The organism is Pseudomonas sp. UBA6276, assembly GCF_002438365.1.
Classification (GTDB): Bacteria; Pseudomonadota; Gammaproteobacteria; order Pseudomonadales; family Pseudomonadaceae; genus Aquipseudomonas; species Aquipseudomonas coleopterorum.
The window spans coordinates 1-22,296 of record NZ_DJUS01000052.1 but is presented as its reverse complement, the minus strand read 5'-3'; the positions used below and the strand labels follow the sequence as shown (position 1 = coordinate 22,296).

The 22,296-nt window shown below is 64.0% G+C and carries 20 protein-coding genes and 1 pseudogene; 9 read left to right on the top strand and 12 right to left on the bottom strand.

Translation table 11 applies throughout. The features are described 5' to 3' along the window. Window positions 1-1,049, bottom strand: a 1,049-nt coding sequence (locus tag B2V21_RS06080; RefSeq protein WP_286916330.1) for a UvrD-helicase domain-containing protein, incomplete at its 3' end; no start/stop codon positions are given. 214 nt (window positions 1,050-1,263) lie between these two features. Here B2V21_RS06080 and B2V21_RS06075 point away from each other — a divergent pair. Further along, window positions 1,264-2,934 carry a putative bifunctional diguanylate cyclase/phosphodiesterase gene (locus B2V21_RS06075; protein WP_049860344.1) on the top strand — a complete coding sequence of 557 codons (1,671 nt, stop codon included), beginning with the start codon at window positions 1,264-1,266 and terminating at the stop codon, window positions 2,932-2,934. On the opposite strand, the gene B2V21_RS06070 is transcribed toward B2V21_RS06075, so the two are convergent. Continuing rightward, window positions 2,915-4,294 (bottom strand): NorM family multidrug efflux MATE transporter, encoded by a 1,380-nt coding sequence (locus B2V21_RS06070; protein ID WP_192000339.1) that lies wholly within the window; start codon window positions 4,292-4,294, stop codon window positions 2,915-2,917. The two genes, B2V21_RS06075 and B2V21_RS06070, sit on opposite strands and share 20 nt — an antisense overlap. 217 nt (window positions 4,295-4,511) lie before the next feature. On the opposite strand from B2V21_RS06070, the pseudogene B2V21_RS21565 reads away from it, so the two are divergent. Beyond that, window positions 4,512-5,633: pseudogene (locus B2V21_RS21565) on the top strand (Cache 3/Cache 2 fusion domain-containing protein); the annotation flags it as partial. Further along, window positions 5,628-6,503: a methyl-accepting chemotaxis protein gene (locus B2V21_RS21560; protein WP_376787070.1), complete on the top strand. Its 876-nt coding sequence runs from the start codon at window positions 5,628-5,630 to the stop codon at window positions 6,501-6,503. The pseudogene B2V21_RS21565 and the gene B2V21_RS21560, both read left to right, overlap by 6 nt. Window positions 6,504-6,511: 8 nt before the next feature. On the opposite strand, the gene hglS is transcribed toward B2V21_RS21560, so the two are convergent. Beyond that, window positions 6,512-7,885 (bottom strand): 2-oxoadipate dioxygenase/decarboxylase HglS, encoded by a 1,374-nt coding sequence (gene hglS / locus B2V21_RS06060; RefSeq protein WP_286916328.1) that lies wholly within the window; start codon window positions 7,883-7,885, stop codon window positions 6,512-6,514. Between the two features lie 121 nt (window positions 7,886-8,006). Next, entirely contained in the window at window positions 8,007-8,894 is an 888-nt protein-coding gene (locus B2V21_RS06055; protein WP_049860340.1) for a LysR substrate-binding domain-containing protein, read from the bottom strand. 131 nt (window positions 8,895-9,025) lie between these two features. Here B2V21_RS06055 and B2V21_RS06050 point away from each other — a divergent pair, with 131 nt between their 5' ends. Together B2V21_RS06050 and B2V21_RS06045 are read left to right on the top strand one after the other, a co-directional pair. Further along, a complete protein-coding gene (locus B2V21_RS06050; RefSeq protein ID WP_122742992.1) occupies window positions 9,026-10,516 on the top strand; it encodes an aldehyde dehydrogenase family protein in 1,491 nt (496 codons plus the stop codon). A 150-nt stretch (window positions 10,517-10,666) separates the two neighbouring features. Next, a complete protein-coding gene (locus tag B2V21_RS06045) occupies window positions 10,667-11,953 on the top strand; it encodes an NAD(P)/FAD-dependent oxidoreductase (protein WP_286916327.1) in 1,287 nt (428 codons plus the stop codon). A gap of 151 nt (window positions 11,954-12,104) precedes the next feature. Here B2V21_RS06045 and B2V21_RS06040 read toward each other — a convergent pair whose 3' ends face one another. The 3 genes from B2V21_RS06040 to B2V21_RS06030 form a co-directional block, all read right to left on the bottom strand. After that, window positions 12,105-13,598 (bottom strand): YifB family Mg chelatase-like AAA ATPase, encoded by a 1,494-nt coding sequence (locus B2V21_RS06040; RefSeq protein ID WP_286916326.1) that lies wholly within the window; start codon window positions 13,596-13,598, stop codon window positions 12,105-12,107. A gap of 213 nt (window positions 13,599-13,811) precedes the next feature. After that, window positions 13,812-14,729, bottom strand: coding sequence for a LysR family transcriptional regulator (locus B2V21_RS06035; RefSeq protein WP_049860332.1), 918 nt, complete (start codon window positions 14,727-14,729; stop codon window positions 13,812-13,814). A 98-nt stretch (window positions 14,730-14,827) separates the two neighbouring features. Further along, the gene (locus tag B2V21_RS06030) at window positions 14,828-15,088 is read right to left on the bottom strand and encodes an accessory factor UbiK family protein (protein ID WP_286916325.1); all 261 of its coding nucleotides are present in this window, start codon (window positions 15,086-15,088) and stop codon (window positions 14,828-14,830) included. Window positions 15,089-15,502: 414 nt separating this feature from the next. Here B2V21_RS06030 and glnK point away from each other — a divergent pair, with 414 nt between their 5' ends. The 4 genes from glnK to sutA all read left to right on the top strand — a co-directional run bounded on the left by glnK (window position 15,503) and on the right by sutA (window position 18,266). Next, window positions 15,503-15,841, top strand: coding sequence for a P-II family nitrogen regulator (gene glnK / locus B2V21_RS06025; RefSeq protein ID WP_002555808.1), 339 nt, complete (start codon window positions 15,503-15,505; stop codon window positions 15,839-15,841). Between the two features lie 40 nt (window positions 15,842-15,881). Further along, the gene (locus tag B2V21_RS06020; RefSeq protein WP_286916324.1) at window positions 15,882-17,216 is read left to right on the top strand and encodes an ammonium transporter; all 1,335 of its coding nucleotides are present in this window, start codon (window positions 15,882-15,884) and stop codon (window positions 17,214-17,216) included. A gap of 201 nt (window positions 17,217-17,417) precedes the next feature. Then, complete coding sequence (locus B2V21_RS06015; protein WP_049860329.1) at window positions 17,418-17,843, top strand: secondary thiamine-phosphate synthase enzyme YjbQ; 426 nt, start codon at window positions 17,418-17,420, stop codon at window positions 17,841-17,843. 99 nt (window positions 17,844-17,942) lie between these two features. Then, window positions 17,943-18,266, top strand: coding sequence for a transcriptional regulator SutA (gene sutA / locus B2V21_RS06010; protein WP_043192223.1), 324 nt, complete (start codon window positions 17,943-17,945; stop codon window positions 18,264-18,266). Window positions 18,267-18,398: 132 nt separating this feature from the next. On the opposite strand, the gene B2V21_RS06005 is transcribed toward sutA, so the two are convergent. From B2V21_RS06005 to lysA, 5 genes are all read right to left on the bottom strand, one after another. Further along, window positions 18,399-19,094, bottom strand: a complete 696-nt coding sequence (locus B2V21_RS06005; RefSeq protein WP_049860328.1) for an HAD family hydrolase — start codon at window positions 19,092-19,094, stop codon at window positions 18,399-18,401. Beyond that, entirely contained in the window at window positions 19,091-19,987 is an 897-nt protein-coding gene (xerC, locus tag B2V21_RS06000) for a tyrosine recombinase XerC (RefSeq protein WP_286916323.1), read from the bottom strand. The genes B2V21_RS06005 and xerC overlap by 4 nt, the downstream gene beginning before the upstream one ends. 1 nt (window position 19,988) lies before the next feature. Then, window positions 19,989-20,696 carry a DUF484 family protein gene (locus B2V21_RS05995; protein WP_049860326.1) on the bottom strand — a complete coding sequence of 236 codons (708 nt, stop codon included), beginning with the start codon at window positions 20,694-20,696 and terminating at the stop codon, window positions 19,989-19,991. A gap of 13 nt (window positions 20,697-20,709) precedes the next feature. Continuing rightward, a complete protein-coding gene (gene dapF, locus B2V21_RS05990; RefSeq protein ID WP_286916322.1) occupies window positions 20,710-21,540 on the bottom strand; it encodes a diaminopimelate epimerase in 831 nt (276 codons plus the stop codon). 4 nt (window positions 21,541-21,544) lie between these two features. Next, the coding region (lysA, locus tag B2V21_RS05985) for a diaminopimelate decarboxylase (protein WP_286916321.1) at window positions 21,545-22,296 on the bottom strand (752 nt) is incomplete at its 5' end.

Sequence of the window (22,296 nt, the reverse complement as noted above, 5' to 3'; positions counted from 1 at the left end):
AGCTTGGCCTGGTAGTTGCCCCGATAGAGGATGGCGAAATCGCTGTAGGGCCGGTCGGTGCGCAGGTGCAGGCTGAGAATCTCGACGGCCACGCGCTCGGCTTCGGCATCCTCGTTGCGGCAGCGGATCACGCGGATTTCATCGCCGTGCCCCATCTCGCTCCACAGCTGCTTCTCGAAGGCGTGCGGGTTGTTCGAAATGAGTACGTTGGCACAGCGCAGGATACGGCTGGTGGAGCGGTAGTTCTGCTCCAGCATGACCACTTTCAGCGACGGGTAGTCGTCCTTGAGCAGCATCAGGTTTTCCGGGCGCGCGCCACGCCAGGCATAGATGGACTGGTCGTCGTCGCCGACCACGGTGAACTGGTTGCGCGTACCGATCAGCAGCTTCACCAGCAGGTACTGGCTGGCGTTGGTGTCCTGGTACTCGTCCACCAGCAGATAGCGAACCTTGTTCTGCCACTTCTCGAGGATGTCCGGATGTTCCTGGAACAGCTTCACCGGCAGCAGGATGAGGTCGTCGAAGTCCACCGCGTTGAACGCGCGCAAGGTGCGCTGGTAATGGCTGTAGACGATGGCTGCGGTCTGCTCCTTGGGGTTGCGCGCCTGCTCCAGGGCCTGGGGCGGCAGTATCAGGTCGTTCTTCCAGGCGCCGATCATGTTCTTGATCTCGTCGACGCCGTCCTCGCCCGAGTACTCTTTTTGCATGATGTCGGTCATCAACGCTTTCACGTCGGCTTCGTCGAAGATCGAGAAGCCCGGCTTGAAGCCCAGCCGCGCGTGTTCCTTGCGGATGACGTTGAGGCCCAGGTTGTGGAAGGTCGACACGGTCAGACCCCGCCCTTCGCCGCTGCGCAGCAGGGTGCCGACGCGCTCCTNNGTGAAGGTCATGGCGACGATGTACTGGGCACGAATGCCGCAGTTCTGGATCAGGTGGGCGATCTTGCGGGTAATCACGCTGGTCTTGCCGGAACCTGCACCGGCGAGCACCAAAAGAGGGCCGCCGACGTAGTTCACGGCTTCTTGCTGCCGGGGATTGAGTCGGGACATGACGGGAGTCACTGACGAAATGGCCGCGCATTTTAGCACCGCTGGTCCAACTGTGCCGCGACCGCAGATCCATTAAAATTTGCCGGTTTGTCGACTTTGCAGCAGGATGTGGTTACACGTTGACACGTACTTTGGATTGGGTCTGGCCCGAGCTGTTGCCGAGGCCGTTTTTAAGCGCTATCGAATGACTGTGAAACTGTCCCAAGGAGCTCGTTTGTCTACGCCTGTCGAACCCGCGCGGCTGTTGCTGCTGGCCCAGGATCGCACCTGGGCCACGTCGTTGCGCGAGTGCCTGGCGCCCCTGGGCGATGTGGCCACGTTGATCGAAGCGTCATCCTGGGACACGGTGGCCGGGCAGTTCGACAATCAGCCCGGCACCCTGTTGCTGGCGACCCCCGAGCGGCTGCCGGCACCCGGGCGCTGCGCGCTGCCGGTGGTGCTGCTGCTCACCGAGGAGCCTGCGCAACCGCCGCCCGGCGCCAGCGACTGGCTGGTGCTGGGCGAGCTCAACAGCGATACGTTGCGCCGCTGCCTGCGCCATGCGCGCGAGCGCGGCGTGCTGCAGGACACCCTGCAACGCCTGGCCGAACAGGATCCCTTGACCGGCATCGCCAACCGTCCCGGTTTCCAGACTCTGCTCACCGCCCGCCTGGCCGAACAGGAAGGCCGTGGCGTTGCCCTGGGCCACCTGGACATGGACAACTTCCGCCATGCCAACGATGCGCTGGGACACCAGGCCGGCGATCGGCTGATCCTGCAGGTGGTGGCACGCCTGAAGAAGCAGCTGGAGGCGGGCGATCAGGTGGCCCGCCTGGGCAGCGACGAGTTCGCCCTGTTGCTCGACACCCGCCGCGACCCGTCACGGGCCGAGCGCCTGGCGGCCAACATCATCGAGGCCATGGCCGAACCCTATTACGTCGATGGCGAGAGTCTGCTGATCGGCTGCAGCCTGGGCATCGCCCATGCCCGCGCCGGCGCCGGTGCCGACCCGCTGATGTGGCACGCGCACATCGCCATGCAGCAGGCCAAAAGCACCCAGGGCTGCAGCTACCATCTGTTCAACGAACGCATCAACCGCCATGCGCGCAGCCTGGCCGACCTCGAAAGCGAGCTGCGCCGCGCCCTGCGGCGTGACGAGCTGGAACTGCACTACCAGCCACGGCTGGACCTGAGCGGCAATACCATCGTCGGTCTCGAGGCCCTGGTGCGGTGGCGGCATCGCGAACGTGGCGTGCTCGCACCCGGCGAGTTCGTGCCGCTGGCCGAGCAGAGCGGGTTGATCGTGCCGATGGGCTACTGGGTCATCGCACGGGCCCTGCGCGACATGCAGACCTTGCGCGAAAGCGGCTTCGAACCCTTGCACATGGCGATCAATCTGTCGTTCCGGCAGTTTCAGGACAGCCAGTTGCTCAGCACCCTGGGACGGTTGATCGCCGAGCGCGGCATTGATGCCGGCTGGCTGGAGTTCGAACTCACCGAAACCGCGGTCATGCGCCGCAACGATCTGGTCAAGCAGACCATGGACGCGCTGGGCCGTCTGGGTGTGCGCTTTTCCCTCGACGATTTCGGCACCGGCTTCTCTTCGTTCGTCCACCTCAGCAGCCTGCCGATCGCCTTGCTCAAGATCGACAAGAGCTTCGTCAGCGGCATGGAGCAACGTCCTGAAAACAGCAAGCTGGTGCACGCCATGATCAACCTGGCGCACAACCTGGACCTGAACGTCGTGGCCGAGGGCGTCGAGACGCCCGAGCAGTTGGCATTGCTGCGCGATTTCGGCTGCGACCAGGTGCAGGGCTATCTGATCAGTCAGCCCTTGCCCCTGGAGCAGTTGCAGGCATTCCTGCGTTTCGGCCAGGCTCAGGCCGTCAGGTCGCCAGCGCCGTAGGCGTGGCCAGCCGGCGCAATCGACGCATGCGCCACTCGAACGCCAGGGTCAGGGTAACGGCCGAACACAGCAGACCCAGCGCCAACCCCCACCAGACGCCCACCGCGCCGAGCTGGAAATGGAACGCCAGGCTCCAGGCCGCGGGCGCACCGATCGCCCAGTAGCAGAACAGCCCGACCAGAAAGGTGGTCTTGGCGTCCTTGAGGCCACGAATGGCCCCCATGGCGATGGTCTGGATGCCATCGAACATCTCGAACCAGGCCGCCACGGCCAGCAGACTGATGGCCAGCTCGATGACACCGTGGAAGGCCGGATCGGAGCGGTCCAGAAACACCCCAACCAAAGGCCCCGGCGCGAGCCAGAACAGCAGGGCGAAGCCCAGCATCACCACGGCGCCGAGGCTGATGCCGACCCGCCCGGCCAAGCGCGCGGCCAGCAGGTGCCCGGCGCCGTAGTGCTGGCCGATGCGCATGGTCACCGCATAGGACATGCCCGCCGGCACCATGAAGGCCACCGAAATGATCTGCAGGGCGATCTGGTGCGCAGCCAGTGGCGTGGTGCCCATGGTGCCGATGCACAGCGCGGCGAAGGCGAACAGGCCGACCTCCACGGCATAGGTGCCGCCGATCGGCAGGCCCAGCCGCCACAACTCGCGCAGGGCGTTCAGGTTTGGCCGGGCCAGCCCCTTGAGCAGCGGGTAGGGCGCATAGGCACGGTGAAAGCGAATGTACAGGGCCAGGGCAATCGCCATCAGCGTGCTGATGATTGCCGTGACCATGCCGATCCCCACCAGACCGAGCTTGGGCAAGCCGAACATGCCTTCGATGAACGCATGGTTGAGCAGGTAGTTGGCCACGGTGGCGATGATGCTGATGACCATCACCGGCGTGGCCCGACCCAGCGCGGCGGTAAAGCCGCGCAGCGCCATGAAGCTCAGGTTGCCCGGCAAGGCGAACGGCAGCAGCAGGAGGAACTGGGTAGCGAAGGCGACGTTGGCCGGGGTCTGCCCGAGCATGGACAGCACCGGCCCCAGATTCCACAGCAGCACGGCCGCCACGGCCGCCATGCCCCAGGCCAGCCACAGCCCGGCCTGGGTCAGGCGGGCCACGCCTTGCTGGTCGTCGGCACCCTTGCGGATCGACACCAGGGTACCGACCGCAGCGATCACGCCGATGCAGAAGATCGACACGAAGGAATAGCTGGCCGCCCCCAGGCCGCCACCGGCCAACGCCTCGGGGCTCAGGCGTGCCATCATCAAGGTATCGGTCAGGACCATCAGCATGTGGGCCAGTTGCGAGGCGATCAGCGGCCCCGCCAGCCGAAGCAGGGCTCGAAGTTCGATACGGATGGAGGCGTGCATGATGAAGCTCGGTCGGCGGGGAGATGGGACGCTGGATTCTCGGCCTTGTGGCAGCGCAACGCAAATGTACGTGTGCCGGCCATGCCGCAGTATCGTGCTCAAGTATTCGTTCGGATCGCCGATGTAGCAGTACCAATAAGATCAAGGATGACAGGTGCTCGACAAGTCTGGACCATCCCTGGCACTGCCGTCCGCACACGATTCTCAGGAGCTTCACATGTCGCAACCTCGCGCTCGTATCGCCACGCAACTGGGCATCGCCCTGGCCGTGATTCTCGCGATCGTCATCACCGGTAGCACGGCCTTTGCCCTGCGCTCACTGGACATCGCCAACCTGGCCATCCGCGAGCAGCACATGGCCAGCGAGGCGAGGTTGCTGGCCGACCAGCTCAGCACGTTTCACAGCACGTTGCGCGACAGCACCCAGCGCTTGAGCGGGCTGTTCGAGAAGCGCTTCTCTGGTGGTCTGAGCGTGGACACAGGCACGCAGGTCACCGTGGGCAACCAGCAGACGCCAAGCTTGCGCCTGGGCAGCCAGACGCTTAACAACGATTTCACGGAAGTCGACGACTTCAAGCAGCTCACCGCGGGCGTTGCCACGGTCTTCGTCCGCAGCGGCAGCGAATTCGTGCGCATCAGCACCTCGCTGACCAAGCAGGACGGCAGCCGCGCCATCGGCACCGTGCTCGACCATGCTCATCCTGCCTACAAGCGCTTGCTCGACGGCCAGAACTACATTGGTCGTGCGGTCCTTTTCGACCGCTCCTATATGACTCAGTACACACCGGTTCGCGATGGCTCGGGCCAAGTGATTGCGGTGCTCTTCGTCGGCTTCGACTACACCGATGCGCAGAATACACAGTTCGCCAACCTGCAACGCTTCCGCATCGGCGAGACCGGCTCCCTGGCCCTGCTCGACGAGCAGAACCGCTGGCTGGTGCCGCCGGCCAACGTCAACGACCCGGACGCCGCAGCCAAGACCCTGGCCGATCTGGCGCTTCTGGATGGCAAGGGTCGGCTGTGGAACGACGGCAAGCAGGACATCTTCTCCGAAGCGGTGACGTTCACAGGGGGACCCTGGAGTGTGGTGGCGAGCATGCCCAAGGCAGAAATCAATGCCGTGACCTGGAACGTCGGCACTCAACTGGCGATCGGCAGCCTGCTGGCGATGCTGATCGCGGTGGGTGCAGCGATCTGGCTGTTGCGCAGCAAGCTGCGGCCACTCGGTGAGCTGGTGCGCCAGGCCGAAGCATTGGGTGCAGGCGATCTGGATGCCCGTCTGAAGGTGTCCAGCCACGACGAGATCGGCCAGCTGGCCAGCAGTTTCAACCACATGGGTGAAGCCCTGTCGAACATGGTGGTGCACATCCGCAACGCCGCCCATGAAGTCAGCGGTCGCGCGCAAACGTTGTCGAGCCTGTCGGCGGGCGCCTATGAAGGCATGGAGCACCAGTCCGGCGAGATTTCCAGCATGGCCGGCGCGGTCGAGGAATTCAGTGCGACGTCCCTGGACATCGCCGACAACATGGGCCACACCCAGCGTCTGGCCCAGGACAACGCCCAGCAGACCCGCATCGGCCGCGCCTCGATGGACGAGGCATCCAATTCGCTGGAGCAGATTGCCGGCGCCCTGAACAGCACCGCTGGGGTCATCAACACCCTGGGGCAGCGCTCGCAGGAAATCGGCGGCATCGTCGGGGTGATCACCTCGATTGCCGAGCAGACCAACCTGCTGGCCCTCAACGCCGCGATCGAAGCCGCCCGTGCCGGCGAGCAGGGCCGTGGCTTCGCCGTGGTCGCCGACGAGGTGCGCAGCCTGGCCTCGCGCACGCGCCAGGCCACCGACGAAATCTCCGGCATGATCGGCAGCATCCAGAAGGAAACCGCCAACGCCATCAGCACCATGGACCAGGGCAACGTGCTGATGCGCGAAGGCCTGACCCGCAACGCCAAGGTCGCCCAGGCGCTCGCCCAGATCGATGAGCAGAGTCGGTCGGCGGGGCATCAGTTCGATGCGATCAGCACCGCGACCCAGGAGCAGAGCAGCACGGCCACCATGCTCAGCAGCAACCTGCAGAGCATTGCCATGACCAATGGCGAGCAGCGCGAAGTGGTCTCCAACCTGGCGCAGACCGCTCGCGAGCTCGAAGGGCTGGCGGCGGAACTGCGTCAGGAAGTGAATCGCTTCCGGGTGGGCGGCGCCCGTTAGGGGCGGGATCAGCTTAGCGAAGGCAGGCCCAATGCTTGGGCGCATTCGTCCAGCGAGCGCTGCTGGGTCTGGGCGTATAGCGCGAGCTCATCGAGCACCGTGCGGCCCAAGGCCTGATGAAACGCCTCCTGGCTCGATCCCAAACCGTATTCGGCCTGGGCATCGTCGCCCAGGTTGGACTGGAAGATGCCGGCGGCGCTGACCGGCAGGAAGTCTTCGTACACCAACGGCTCGCAGCGGATGGCACCATTGTTCAGCAGCCCCTGCAGTGTGGTTTCGCCCGCACTCGGCTGGCCGCTGACGAAGTAGCGGAAGAACGCCAGGTCCTGCTCGCGCATCTGCGTCAGGTCATCGGGAAACTCACCGAACTGTTCACCCAGAAGGCGCATGTAGTCCGAGGCGTTGGTCTCGCTGGGAAACCCGGCCAGTGCGGTGCGCGAAGCGTTCAGCAGGCGGTCGTACAGTTCGCGTCCCTTGGGCGTCAGTGCCGCGCCGCGTTGCTCGATCTCGCCGAAGCGCGCGGTGTGGCTGCCTTCGGCGCCAGCCGTTGGGTCGGTGAACGCGACTTTTTCCTGCAGCGCCTTGAAGCTGGTCTGACGCAGCAGAATGGCATGACGACGTGGTGGCGGCCCTTCGATCACGGCCTTGGGCGTGATCCCGCGAGCGGGCATCAGCGCCTGCACCGTGTCGATGTCCAGCGTGCGCGGCGTCAGGTGATTGATGTGCGGCCCCTTGAAGGCCACCACGTCAGCGATCAGGCGATGGGCGTCGTGCAGGCTTTGATACTGGGCTGCGGTCACCGTGGCGTCGTGGTGCCAGCGGAAGGTTTCCAGGGCCTGCTCGACGAAGGCGTCGGAGCTGGCCTGATCGAGGCCGCCATCGCGCTCGAAGCGCTCGATCAACGCCAGGCACGGCTGGGTGAAGATCTGCCGCTGTTCCAACAGTTGCCGGGCCTGTTCGCGTAGCGCCGCGTCTTCGATCAGCTCCAGGCGCAGCAGCGAGGTGAACACGCGAAAGGGGCTCACTTGCAGTGACTGTTCGTGGACCGCCCGAAAGGCCGTCGAGTGCACCGGTACCCCCGCCGACGTCAGGTCGTAGTAACCCACCGGCTGCATGCCCATGACCGCGAACAGACGGGCGATGGTCGCCAGTTCCGCGGCGGTGCCAACCCGAATCGCGCCGTGGCGTTCGGCATCCAGGCGCTCGATCTCGCCGGTACGGGCCAGGGATCGGGCCAGCTCCGGCTGTTGCTCGAGGCACTGACGATTGACCTCGCCGACCAGGCTCATCAAGTCGCCGTACAACGGCACTTCTTTCTTGTACATCTCGGACATGGCGCGGGAAAACGCGGCACGGGTCTGGTCGGGACTGACGAAGGGCATGGCGGACTCCAGGCGCAAAGGGCTGGGAGTATGAAAGCGGGGAATGACCTGAACGATCAAGCGAAAAAAAGTGCGGGGGTCATTCCTGCAAGTCGGCATTGCCTCTGATCCGCCTGGGTTGTCAGGACGGGACCTGCTCGAGGATCCAGTCGACCAGCGCACGCACTTTCGGGACTTCCGCCGCATGCTCGGCAAACGCCACGAAATGCGCGCCCTGGCTGCTCATGGTGTGCGGCCAGGGCATGACCAGATCGCCGTTGGCCAGGTGGTTCTCCACCAGATAACGCGGCACCAGCGCCACGCCACAGCCGGCAAGCGCTGCGCTCAGGCACATGTAGAAGGTATCGAAACGGGGACCGTGATAACTGTTCTGGGCGCTCAGGCCCTGCTCCAGAAACCACTCGTGCCACGCTTCGGGCCGCGACGTGCATTGCATCAGCACCTGCTCGGCCAGTTGCTCGGCGTTGCTCAACGGCTGTTCCAGCAGGTCGGGCGCACACACCGGTACCACCTGATCGTCGAACAGCTCGATGCAGGTCGCCCCAGGCCAGGTGCCCTGGCCGAAGAAGAAACCCACGTCCGCCTTGGCCTGCAGCAACGCGAACGGCTCCAGCTCGTTGCGGATGTCCAGATGGATATTGGGGTGCGCCTTGCCGAAACCCTTGAGCTTGGGGATCAGCCAACCCACGCCGAAGCTGGGCTGGGTGGCCACGGTCAGCACTTCGGTTTCGTCGCCGTAGGACAGGATGTAGCGGCTGGAGATGTCCACCTGGGTGAGGATCTTGTTCACCTCGGCCAGATACAGCGAGCCCGCCGGGGTCAGTTGCAGGCGTCGGCGAATGCGCAGGAACAGGTGATGGCGCAACATGTCTTCGAGCTGTGCGACCTGCTTGCTGACCGCACTCTGGGTCAGGTGCAGTTCTTCCGCGGCGCGGGTGAAGCTCAAGTGGCGGGCGGCCGCTTCGAAACACTGCAAGGCCGTCATCGAAGGAACAAGGCGTTTTGACATGGAGGCATCGGCGCAAGGTCATGAGGTGAGGGAATGATATATGGAATATTGCTCCGTTGTGGTGGTCTGGCCCGCGGATTAATACTGATCTCAATTCGTTCTTATCGTTAAAGCCTTGTGAGGAGAAAACAATGGTCGATGGCCTGCTCGAAAGCTTGGGTGTTGCGGCGAGTGCATTCAAGGATGGCAACCATCCCGTGCATACCCCGATCGATGGCAGCCAGATCGCCTCGGTGAGCCTGGAATCCAAGGCGCAGGTCGTCGACAAGATCGCTCTGGGGCACGAGGCGTTCCTGGCCTGGCGCACCGTGCCGGCACCGCGTCGCGGCGAGCTGGTCCGACTTTTCGGTGAAGTCCTGCGCGCCCACAAGGCCCAGCTCGGCGAGCTGGTGTCGATCGAAGCCGGCAAGATCACTCAGGAAGGCCTGGGTGAAGTGCAGGAAATGATCGACATCTGCGATTTCGCCGTCGGCCTGTCTCGTCAACTGTACGGTCTGACCATCGCCTCCGAGCGCCCTGGCCACCACATGCGTGAAACCTGGCAGCCGCTGGGTGTGGTGGGCGTCATCAGCGCGTTCAACTTCCCGGTGGCGGTGTGGGCGTGGAACACCGCCCTGGCCCTGGTGGCCGGTGATTCGGTGATCTGGAAACCGTCGGAAAAGACCCCGCTGACCGCGCTGGCCTGCCAGGCACTGTTCGACAAGGCCCTGCAGCAGTTCGGCGATGCACCCAAGGGCCTGGCTCAACTGATCATCGGTGATCGCGAAGCCGGCGAAGCTCTGGTCGACGACCCGCGCGTCGCTTTGGTCAGTGCCACCGGCAGCACCCGCATGGGCCGCGAAGTCGGACCACGGGTCGCCGCGCGCTTCGGCCGCAGCATCCTCGAACTGGGCGGCAACAACGCCATGATTCTGGCCCCCAGCGCCGACCTCGACCTGGCCGTGCGCGGCATCCTGTTCAGTGCCGTGGGCACCGCAGGCCAGCGCTGCACCACATTGCGCCGGGTGATCGTGCACAGCTCGATCAAGGACGAAGTGCTCGCTCGGGTCAAGGCGGCTTACGCCAAGGTGCGTATCGGCGATCCGCGCAAGGACAACCTGGTCGGCCCGCTGATCGACAAGCCATCCTTCGACGCCATGCAAGGTGCCCTGGCCAAGGCACGTGACGAGGGTGGCGAAGTGTTCGGCGGCGAGCGTCAACTGGCCGATCAATACCCGAACGCCTACTACGTGGCCCCGGCCATCGTCGAAATGCCGGGGCAGTCGGACGTGGTGCGCCACGAAACCTTCGCGCCGATCCTGTATGTCTTGAGCTACGAAGACTTCGACGAGGCCCTGCGCCTGAACAACGAAGTGCCACAGGGCCTGTCCTCGTGCATCTTCACCACCGACCTGCGCGAAGCCGAGCGTTTCCAGAGCGCGGCCGGCAGCGACTGTGGCATCGCCAACGTCAACATCGGCACCAGTGGTGCGGAAATCGGTGGCGCTTTCGGTGGAGAGAAGGAAACCGGTGGCGGCCGCGAATCCGGCTCCGATGCCTGGAAGGCCTACATGCGCCGCCAGACCAACACCGTCAACTACTCGCGCGAGCTGCCGCTGGCCCAGGGCATCGTGTTTGATTGATGGTTGAGTGATGTGGCGGCGGGGCTGGCGCTATCGCGGGTGGAACCCGCTCCCACATCTTCGCTGCAATGGATATCCCTGTGGGAGCGGGCTCTGTCCGCGATAACGGCGGCGCGGTCCGAACCCGATTTCCCTGGCTTGGAATGAGTCATGAGCGAACTACGGCAACAATGTCTTTGGGAACACATCACCGCCAGGCCCCCTCACACGGCGGCTCTGGCCAGTGTGGTAAAGGCGGATGTCTGCGTGATCGGTGGCGGTATCACCGGGTTGTGCGCGGCCATCGAATTACTGGAGCAGGGCAAGCGGGTGGTGCTGCTCGATGCCAGTGAAATCGGCACGGGCGGCTCGGGGCGCAATGTCGGGTTGGTCAACGCTGGCACCTGGATCCCGCCCGACGAAGTCGAGCAGACCCTGGGCAGTGCCGTGGGCGGCCGCCTCAACACCGTGCTCGGCGGGGCGCCGGCCGAAGTCTTCGCGCTGATCGAACGCTATGGCATCGACTGCCAAGCCCACAACGACGGCACCTTGCACATGGCTCACAACGCCAATGGCGTGGCCGATCTGAAATCGCGCTGCGAGCAATGGCAGCGGCGGGGCGCTGACGTAGAGCTGCTCACCGGGGCGCAATGCGTCGACTACTGCGGCACCGAAAAGATCGAAGCGGCCCTGCTCGACCGCCGCGCCGGCACCATCAATCCCATGGCCTACACCCGTGGCCTGGGCTCGGCGGTTCAGCGTCTGGGCGGGCAGGTGTTCCAGCACTCGCCGGTACTGGGTCTGGAACAACAAGCCGGGGGCTGGCTGGTGAAGACCGCCAAGGGCGAAGTCAACGCCGACAAAGTGCTGATTTCCACCGGTGCCTACACCGAAGGCGACTGGTGCAACCTGCGCGGCCAATTCTTCCGCGGCTACTACTATCAGGTCGCTTCCAAGCCCCTGCATTCGACAGCCGCCGATGCCGTGCTCAAGCATGGGCAAGGCTCCTGGGATACCCGCCTGGTGCTGAGCAGCATCCGCCGCGACGACGACGGCCGTCTGTTGCTCGGCAGCATGGGCCGGGTGGACAACAAACCCGCCTGGTTCATCCGCCGCTGGGCCGACCGTATCCAGACCCATTACTTCCCGCAACTGGGCAAGGTCGACTGGGAAATGCACTGGACCGGCTGCATCGACTTCACCCCCGACCACCTGATGCGCCTGTTCGAACCCGCTCCAGGGCTGGTGTCGGTGACCGGCTACAACGGCCGCGGCAACACCACCGGCACCGTCGTGGGCAAAGCCTTGGCGCAGTTTTTGTTGCATGGGCAGGCCGACAAACTGCCACTGCCGTTCTGCGCGGATAAACCGGTGTCGGCGCCTGGTTTGCGTACCGGCGTCTACGAAACCGGCTTCTCCCTCTACCACGCCGGCCAGGTCCTGCGCGTCGTTCTGTAACCGACAGATACACCGCACCCACCGCCGACGCGGTAATGCATGAATGCCCGATCCCCTGTAGCAGCGGTGCAAGCCGCGTCGGCGGTATCCCCGATTGGCCTGCTGAAACGCAATCATGCTTCTGGCTCCACTGCACATCTCCCGCCACGGCTCACTGCGCTGAAGGCCGATACTGCAACGCTTCCGCAACATGCGCCCGCTCGATATCTTTCGCCTGCTCGAGATCCGCCAAGGTGCGGGCCACCTTCAACAATCGATGCGCTGCGCGCAGCGACAGCGTCAACCGCTCACACGCGGTTTCCAACCAGCGCTCGTCCTCGGACGACAACCTGCAATGCTCGCGTAACCCCGGCAGATCGAGAAACGCGTTGGCACAACCCTGACGCCGATTCTGCAACTCACGCGCCTCGGCCACCTTGGTGGCGGCACTGGCTGTGTTTTCCCCCGCCTGTGGCTCGTGACTCAGGGCCGTCGCCTCCCGCGCCACCGTGAGATGCAGATCGATCCGATCCAGCAACGGCCCGGACAGCTTGTTGCGGTACCGCTGGATCTGATCGCTGCCGCACTGGCATTTGCCGCTGGGGTCACCCAGATATCCGCAGGGGCACGGATTCATCGCCGCCACCAATTGGAACCGCGCAGGAAAACGAATCTTGTCCCGCGCCCGCGCAATCACGATCTCGCCGCTCTCCAAGGGTTCGCGCAAGACCTCCAGCACCTTCCTGTCGAACTCCGGCAATTCATCGAGAAACAGCACGCCATGGTGCGCCAAGGTAATTTCCCCTGGCTGCGGCCGACTACCGCCGCCCACCAGCGCCGCACCCGATGCCGAGTGATGGGGATGCCGAAAGGGCCGCTGCGGCCAATTCTTCAGCGGCACATGGCTGGCAACCGACTGAATCGCCGCTACCTCCAGCGCTTCGCGCTCATCCAACGGCGGCAGAAGTCCAGGCAATCGACTCGCGAGCAAGGTCTTGCCCGTTCCCGGTGGGCCACTGAACAACAGGTTGTGCGCGCCAGCGGCGGCCACCAGCAACGCACGCTTGGCCGCGACCTGACCCTGCACCTCGCTCAGGTCCGGATAAGGCTTGCTCACCAGCAGCAGCCCATTGGCATTGAAGGGGCTGATCGGGTCGCGCCCATTGAAGTGACTGACCAGCTGCATCAGATCATCCGCGGCAATCACCGTCAGGTTCGAGGCCAGCGCCGCCTCTTCGGCGTTATCCCTGGGCACGATCAGCGTGCGTCCTGCGTCGCGGGCGGCGAGGGCAGCGGGCAACACACCCTGCACCGGCCGCACGGCACCTGAGAGCGCCAGTTCGCCCAGGCACTCGACATTGTCCAGCGTGATCGCCGGAATCTGCCCGCTGCCCGCCAGGATACCCAGCGCAATGGCCAGATCGAACCGCCCGCCGTCTTTCGGAAGATCCGCCGGCGCCAAGTTCAACGTGATCCGCCGCGCCGGAAACTCCAGCCCCGAATTGAGAATCGCGCTGCGCACCCGATCCTTGCTCTCCTTGACCGATGCTTCCGGCAACCCCACCAGGGTCAGCGCCGGCAGCCCATTGGCCAGATGCGCCTCGACCGTGACCGCAGGCGCACCCACACCCACCTGAGCCCGGCTGTGAACGATAGCGAGAGACATGCGTGCTCCATGCGTTGAAAGATGAACCGCTTCCTGCGGTGGTGGTGCGAGGGTAGTGGATGAGGGCGGGTATGCCAGTGGGGAAGTGATTCACGGTGCTACGGACGGAAGGATGAAAGCAGTAGGCAGTTCACCATGTCCAGATGTTGCCTTTAAACGACAAACCCGGCATTGATGGCGGGTTTGTGTGATGAGTGATGCGCTGTTGCGACCCTACACCACCCCACCCCGATCCCCCATGAACGCCTCCAACCGCGACCGCAACCACCGCTCCGCCGGATCGGTATCGGTGATGCTCAACCAAACCATCGACAGGTCCAGGGTGGGTGCATCGAACGGCAGCGGTTCGTCGAACAGATTGCCATGGGCGGCCATGGCGGTTGCGGCGTAGTCGGGCAGGCCGGCGAGCAGGTCGGTGCCGGCGAGCAGCGCGGGGAGGGAGCTGAATTGGGGCACCGACAGTACCACCTGGCGTGTGCGACCGATTTCCTGCAGCCATTCGTCCGCAATACCGCTGGTGTGCGCGGTGGGCGACACCAGCACGTGGGGGCGTGAGCAGTATTCGTCCAGGGTCAGCGGTGTGGCGGACTTGTCGGCGCGCAGCACGCGCGGGCGCATGCGGCGCAGCAGTTTGCGCTTGGCGTTGGCCGGCAGGCCGCGTGTCTGGCTGATGCCCACGGTGATGTCGCCGGACGCGAGCAGGTCGGGGATGCGCCAGTAATCCACATGCTGCACCACGATCACCACCTTTGGCGCTTCGGTGCGCAAGGCGCGCAGCACTTGCGGCAGCAGGCCGAACTCGACGTCGTCGGAGAGCCCGATGCGGAAGGTCATGGTGCTTACGGTCGGGTCGAAATCATGGGTCAGGCTCAGCGCGACGGACATGGCGTCCAGCGCGGGCGAGAGGTGCCGGATGATTTCCTCGGCGCGCGCGGTGGGCTCCATGCGATGGCCGATGCGGATGAACAAAGGGTCGTTGAACAGGGCGCGCAGCCGGTTCAGCGCCGAGCTGACGGTGGGCTGGCCGAGGAACAGCTTTTCCGCGACGCGGGTGACGTTGCGCTCGAGCATGAGCGCTTCGAACACCACCATCAGGTTGATATCGGCCTTGCGCAGCTCGTTGCGGTTCATCGAAGCACGTCCCTGCCGTTCAATAGCATGTTCAATGGCAATGCCTGGGAGTGACGCAAAGCGGTGCAGTCGCCCCAGCGACGTGCTGCACCCTGATGTCAGTCGGCCTTGGGCGCGGCCTTGGCTTCCATCTCGGCGACTTTGGCTTCCAGGCTCTCCAACCGCGCACGGGTACGCGCCAGGACGACCATCTGGCTATCGAATTCTTCGCGACTGACCAGGTCCAGCTTGCTGAAACCGGACTGCAGCATGGCCTTGAACTGGCTTTCGAGTTCGGCGCGCGGCTGCGCGGTATCGCCGCTGAACAGGCGGGATGCGTGGTCGCTCAGGGCGTCGAGAAAAGCTTTGGGCGCAAGCATGGAAAATATCCTGAGGCAGAGTGGGTTGCAGTGTATCACGCAGCCCCATGCTGAAAAGCAGGCCGGCTGCGCACGGTTTTCGAGCACGAGCGTGCCCATGGCTGCACCCTTGTTGTGCACCTGCTGGCGCGACCTGCTCGCGCAGTCGCACAAAAGCCGGGCAGGGCGGCGAAATCACGCGGTTTGCGCGACATGGCAAGCTTTCTGCTTAGAGCCAAGTGACCCAGGCACTGATGGACTCGCCGTGACGAGAGCAGTGCTGAGCTTCGCAGGATGTGTTTCGTCAGGAGCAGTTTATCTGGTGTCGGTCCGGGGCTGCGGGGTCGACGATGCGTTACAAAGCCAGGCACTGCGCTTAGACTTGATCCGGGTTTGTTTTCCTGGGGCAAGTCCACCAATTCGGGAGAGAGTTTCATGAAGCTAGTCACTGCCATCATCAAGCCATTCAAGCTGGACGACGTCCGCGAGTCGTTGTCGGAAATCGGCGTGCAGGGCATCACCGTAACCGAAGTCAAGGGTTTCGGTCGGCAGAAAGGCCACACCGAGCTGTATCGCGGCGCGGAGTACGTGGTCGACTTCCTGCCCAAGGTCAAGATCGACGTTGCCATCGACGACAAGGATCTGGATCGCGTCATCGAAGCCATCACCAAGGCCGCCAACACCGGCAAGATCGGCGACGGCAAGATTTTCGTGGTCAATCTGGAACAGGCGATTCGCATCCGTACCGGCGAAACCGATACCGACGCAATCTAAAAAAAAGCCGACACAACCCAACGCCCCAGGAGTAAACAATATGACTCTGCGTCAATTCGCAGGGCTAGGAGCCCTGTTGTCCCTCGCAATGCCTGGCCTTGCCTTGGCGGACGAGGCGGCAGCCCCCGTTCTCAACTCCGGTGATACCGCCTGGATGTTGACCTCGACCGCCCTCGTGCTGTTCATGACCATTCCTGGCCTGGCGTTGTTCTACGGCGGCATGGTGCGCTCCAAGAACGTGCTCTCGGTGATGATGCAGTGTTTTGCCATCACCGGCCTGATCAGCATTCTGTGGATGGTCTACGGCTACAGCCTGGCCTTCGACACGACCGGCATGGAACAAGGCGTCGTCAACTTCAATTCCTTCGTCGGCGGCCTGTCCAAGGCGTTCCTCAGCGGCGTCACTCCGAGCAGCATCACCGGCCCGGCGGCGCTGTTCCCCGAAGCGGTGTTCATCACCTTCCAGATGACCTTCGCCATCATCACCCCGGCGCTGATCGTCGGTGCCTTCGCCGAGCGCATGAAGTTCTCCGCGATGCTGATCTTCATGGCCATCTGGTTCACCCTGGTCTATGCACCGATCGCGCACATGGTCTGGTCCGGCAACGGCGGCCTGATGTGGGACTGGGGCGTGCTGGACTTCGCTGGCGGCACCGTGGTGCACATCAATGCCGGTGTGGCAGGTCTGGTTGCCTGCATCGTGCTGGGCAAGCGCAAGGGCTACCCAACCACGCCGATGGCGCCGCATAACCTGGGCTACACCCTGATCGGCGCAGCCATGCTGTGGGTCGGCTGGTTCGGCTTCAACGCCGGTTCCGCCGCTGCCGCCAACGGCACCGCCGGCATGGCGATGCTGGTGACCCAGATCGCAACCGCCGCCGCTGCACTGGGCTGGATGTTCGCCGAGTGGCTGACCCACGGCAAGCCAAGCGCTCTGGGTATCGCTTCGGGCGTGGTCGCTGGCCTGGTTGCCATCACCCCGGCTGCCGGCACCGTTGGCCCGATGGGCGCCCTGGTGATCGGTCTGGCGGCAGGTGTCATCTGCTTCCTCTGCGCCACCACGCTCAAGCGCAAGATGGGCTACGACGACTCCCTGGACGCCTTCGGTGTACACGGTATCGGTGGCATCGTCGGTGCCATCCTGACCGGCGTGTTCGCCGCCCCCGCACTGGGTGGTTTCGGCACCGTCGAAGACATCGGCACGCAGGTCTGGATCCAGCTCAAGGGTGTCGGTTTCACCGTGGTCTACACCGCGATCGTGACTTACGTCATCCTCAAGGTTCTGGATGCGGTGATGGGTCTGCGAGTCAACGAGGAAGAAGAGGCCGTGGGCCTTGACCTCGCGCAACACAACGAGCGCGGCTACAACTTGTAACCGTTCGGAAAAAAATGCCCGGCTTGCCGGGCATTTTTTTGCCTGCGATTTGTCATCTGCTTCAGTCCCTGCGGGTTTGCCGCCGGGGCGGCCCTTTGCCGTAGCGATCGAGGACGGCGGCTCACTGCAAAACAGTCACGAACAGGCTCTTTGCTTTTTCCCAGAGCGCGCTAGAATGCGCCCCGAACGGACGAGAACGGTATGTGGCAGCAGACCCTCATCACCTTGCGAGCCAGGCCTCGCGGGTTTCATCTGGTGACTGACGAGTTGCTTGCACAACTGCCGCGCCTGCGCGAATGCCGCACGGGCCTGCTGCACTTGTGGCTGCAACACACCTCGGCGTCGTTGACCGTCAACGAAAACGCCGATCCGGCCGTTCGCCGGGACTTCGAGCGCTTCTTCAACCGTCTGGTGCCACAGGGCTCGGACGGTTTCGAACACAACGACGAAGGCCCCGATGACCTGCCTGCGCACTTCAAGGCCAGCTTGCTGGGCTGCCAGGTGACCGTTCCGGTTACCTCGGGAAGGCTGGCGACAGGTACCTGGCAAGGTATTTATTTGGGCGAGCATCGCGATCATGGCGGCGCGCGTCGGGTCCTTGCCACGCTGTATGGCGAGGACGCTTGACCGCTGGTTATCAGTGGATGTGAATTTTTTCCGGCAGCCGTCGACATAAGGTAAAGCTGGGCTATAAATAATCTGCTTTCGCAAGTCATGAGGTAGAACATGAGCGACGATGATCTGGAAAACGACGACCTCGAAGTAGGCGAAGAAGACGATACCGAGGAAACCCTCGAAGCCGCTGCCGAAGACGTGGCGGACGACGAAGGTGGCGACACGCCCGCACCTGCAGCCAAAGGTAAGGCCAAAGCTGCGGTTTCGGTGGATGAACTGCCGAGTATCGAAGCCAAGAACAAAGAGCGCGACGCACTGGCGCGGGCGATGGAAGAATTTCTTTCGCGCGGCGGCAAGGTGCAGGAAGTCGAGCCCAATGTGGTGGCTGATCCACCCAAGAAGCCCGACAACAAGTACGGCAGCCGTCCTATCTGACGGTCTGTTGCGCTTGGTGCGCTGACGAAAAAGCCCGCGGTCGCTGCGGGCTTTTTTGTGGGCGTGAGGTGGGCAGTTCGGGCCTCTTCGCGGGCAGAGGGCTCGCCGCCCGCCCCGCTCCCACGGCGGTGACTAGGCTAGCTGGGTTAGCAACGCGGGCAGTTCGACCAAGCTGGCCACTTCGGCGTCGGGTTTGCCTTCGGCGGTCCATGGCTTGCCCTGCGGGTTGTACCAGATGGCCTTCATGCCTGCCTTCTGCGCGCCAGCGATATCATCACCCGGATGATCGCCGATGTGCACCGATTCATGAGCGCTTGCACCGCCCAGGCGCATGGCCTCCAGAAACGGCCGTGAATCCGGCTTGCCCACACCCAAGTCTTCAGCGCACAGCGCGAAGGTGAAGAAGTCGGCCAGGCCCAGCCGGCGCACATCGGCGTTGCCATTGGTGACCACGCCCAGGGTGTAGCGCTGACAGAGGATTTCCAGGGTCGGCTGGGCCTCCGGGAAGATCTCCACCTGATGCCGGGCATGCAGGAATACCTCGAAGGCCTTGTCGGCCAACGGCTCGGCTTCGTCTTCCGGGTAGCCGGCTTCCTGCATGGCGTGCAGCAGTACGCGGCGGCGCAGCGCACTGATGCGATGCTTGAGCGAAGGATCGGCGTCGACCAGGCGTTGGCGGATCTTGAACAGGTGTTCCACCGGCACGGGTCCCAGCTTCGGCGCCTGATCGGCGAGCCAGTCACGCAGGATGGCCTCGGCGCTGACGATCACCGGGGCGGTGTCCCACAGGGTGTCGTCGAGGTCGAAGGTGATCAGCTTGATGCTCATGAGTCGCCGCCTTTGCGTTTGGCCCGTGGATGCGCACTGTCATAGACACTGGCCAGGTGCTGAAAGTCCAGGTGGGTATAGATCTGCGTGGTGGCGATGTCGGCGTGGCCGAGCATTTCCTGCACGGCGCGCAGGTCCTGGGAAGACTCCAGCAAGTGGCTGGCGAACGAGTGACGCAACATGTGCGGGTGCAGGTTCTGCCCCAGCTCGCGCTCGCCGGCGGCCTTGACCCGCACCTGGATGGCGCGCGGTCCGAGACGTCGGCCCTGCTGACTGACGAACACCGCGTCGTCGATCGGATTGCTCATCGGGCGCATGGACAGCCACTGCTCCAGGGCCGCGCGCGCTTTGCGCCCTACAGGCAGCACGCGGGTCTTGCTGCCCTTGCCATGCACTTGCACCAGCCCATCGGCGAGGTCGAGCTGGCCCAGGTCGAGACTGGTCAGCTCCGACAACCGCAGGCCCGAGGAATAGAACAGTTCGAGAATGGCCTGATCGCGGTGAGCCAGGAAATCATCTTCCACCGCTCCTTCGAGCAGCTGCAGGGCCCGATCGGTGTCCAGCGTCTTGGGCAGGCGCCGTTCGCCTTTGGGCGGGGCCAGGCCATTGGCCGGATCGTGGCTGCACAGGCCTTCGCGATTGAGGTAGCGGTACAGGCCGCGTACTGCCGAAAGCAGCCGTGCCAGGCTGCGCGACGATTGTCCCTGCTGATGCTGGCGCGCGATCAGGCGCCGCAACTGCTGGATGTCCAATGCCTGCCAACTGGTCAGGCCTTCCTTCTCGCAGAACTCGACAACCTTGCTCAGGTCGCGGCGGTAAGCATCCAAGGTATGCACCGACACCTGGCGCTCACTGCGCAGGTGCGTGCAGTAGGCGTCCAGCTGTTCACGCACTTCAGCGCACCGAGCGCAAGGCGCCGGTGTAACGCGGCAATACTCGGCTGAGCACTTCGCCGATATGGCTGAGGAACAGCGTGCCCACCGAGCTTTTGTAATGCGCAGGGTCGCGGCTGCCGATGGCCAGCACGCCGTGCAGGCCCTGGTGCAGCAACGGCACCAGCGCGGTCGAGCCGACCTGCGAGGCCTGATCGCTGCCGAACAGGAACGCCAGTTCGTGTTCGCGCAATGCGCCACTGAGCGACTTGCCCTCCGACAACAGGCCGCCGATGGCTTGCTGGGCTTCGCCGCTGGTCACGCTGCGACCCACCGGGGCAGGGATGTCGTTGAACAGGATGAGGCTGACGAACGGCACCTGGAAATCTTCGCGCAGGCTGTCCTCGACGCTGATCACCAACTCATCCAGGGACGTGGCATCGAGCATGGCCAGAATCAGTCGTCGAGTCTTCTCGAACAGGCGGTCATTGTCGCGGGCAACTTCCATCAGGTGCGAAAGACGCTGGCGCATCTCGCCGTTGCGCTCGCGCAGCAGGGTCATCTGCCGCTCCACCAGCGACACCGTATCACCGCGTTGGTGGGGCAGGCGCAGTTGGGTCAGCAGTTCTTCATGCTGCTCGAAGAAGGCCGGGTTGGCGGCGAGAAACTCGGCCACGGCCGAAGCCTCCAGGAGCTCCGCAGGCGCGGGTACTTGAGGCTGATCGGTCATTGGCTGTACTCGCTCATAAACGCACCTGTCCTTCGAAGACCCGCACCGCAGGGCCGGTCATGATCACCGAATGGCCTGGCCCGGCCCATTCGATGGACAGGCGGCCGCCCGGCAGATCGAGCAGCAGCGGGGAGTCCATCCAGCCCTGGCTGATGGCCGCGACTGCAGCGGCGCACGCGCCGGTACCACAGGCCTGGGTTTCACCGGCGCCACGCTCCCAGACACGCAGCTGGGCGCGGGTGCGATCGACGACGTGCAGAAAGCCCACGTTCACCCGTGCCGGAAAGCGCGGATGATGTTCGATCTTCGGCCCCAGCGTGTGCACCGGTGCGTTGTTGATGTCGTCCACGCGCAGCACCGCATGGGGGTTGCCCATGGACAGCGCGGCGATCTCGACGCTCTGGCCATCGACCGACAGCGCGTAGCTGTGCGCCTGGACGTCAGCCTGGAACGGAATATCGGCCGGCAGCATGCGCGGCGGGCCCATGTCGACGCTGATCTGGCCATCGTTGCGAACGTCCAGGGTAATGATGCCGCCCTTGGTTTCCACGCGAATGGTCTTCTTGGCCGTCAGGCGCTTGTCCAGCACGAAGCGGGCGAAGCAGCGCGCGCCGTTGCCGCACTGTTCCACTTCGGAGCCGTCGGAATTGAAGATGCGGTAGCGGAAGTCGACGTCCGGATTGCTCGGCGCTTCGACCAGCAGCAGTTGATCGAAGCCGATGCCGGTATGGCGATCGCCCCATTGCTTGGCATGCTTGGGCAGGATGTGGGCATGCTGGCTGACCAGGTCCAGCACCATGAAGTCGTTGCCCAGGCCATGCATCTTGGTAAAACGCAGTAGCATGGGATTACTCCGGCAACAGGCTTTCGCCGGCAAATAGCTCAGCCACGGTTTCGCGGCGGCGGACTTCGAACGCCTGGTCGCCATCGACCAGCACCTCGGCACAACGACCGCGCGTGTTGTAGTTCGAGCTCATGACGAAACCGTACGCGCCGGCCGAATGCACTGCCAGCAAGTCGCCTTCGGCCAGCACCAGTTCACGGTCCTTGGCAAGGAAGTCACCGGTTTCGCAGATCGGCCCGACGATGTCATAGGCGCGCGCCTGACCTTCACGCGGCTTGACCGGGGTGACGTTCATCCACGCCTGGTACAGGGCCGGGCGGATCAGGTCGTTCATGGCCGCATCGACGATGGCGAAATCCTTGTGCTCGGTGTGCTTGAGGTATTCGATCTGGGTCAACAGCACCCCGGCATTGGCCACGATGAAGCGCCCCGGCTCGAACACCAGGGTCAGCTCGCGGCCGTCCAGGCGCTCGCGCACGGCCTTGATGTAGTCGGCCACCAGTGGCGGCTGTTCTTCGCTGTAGCGCACGCCCAGGCCACCGCCCAGGTCGATGTGGCGCAGGTAAATGCCGCAATCGCCCAGGCGATCGACCAGATCGAGCAGACGGTCCAGTGCGTCGAGAAACGGCGCCAGGGTGGTCAGCTGCGAGCCGATGTGGCAGTCCACGCCCACCACGTCGAGGTTGGGCAGTTGCGCGGCACGCACATAGACGTCTTCGGCAGCCGCGATGTCGATGCCGAACTTGTTCTCTTTCA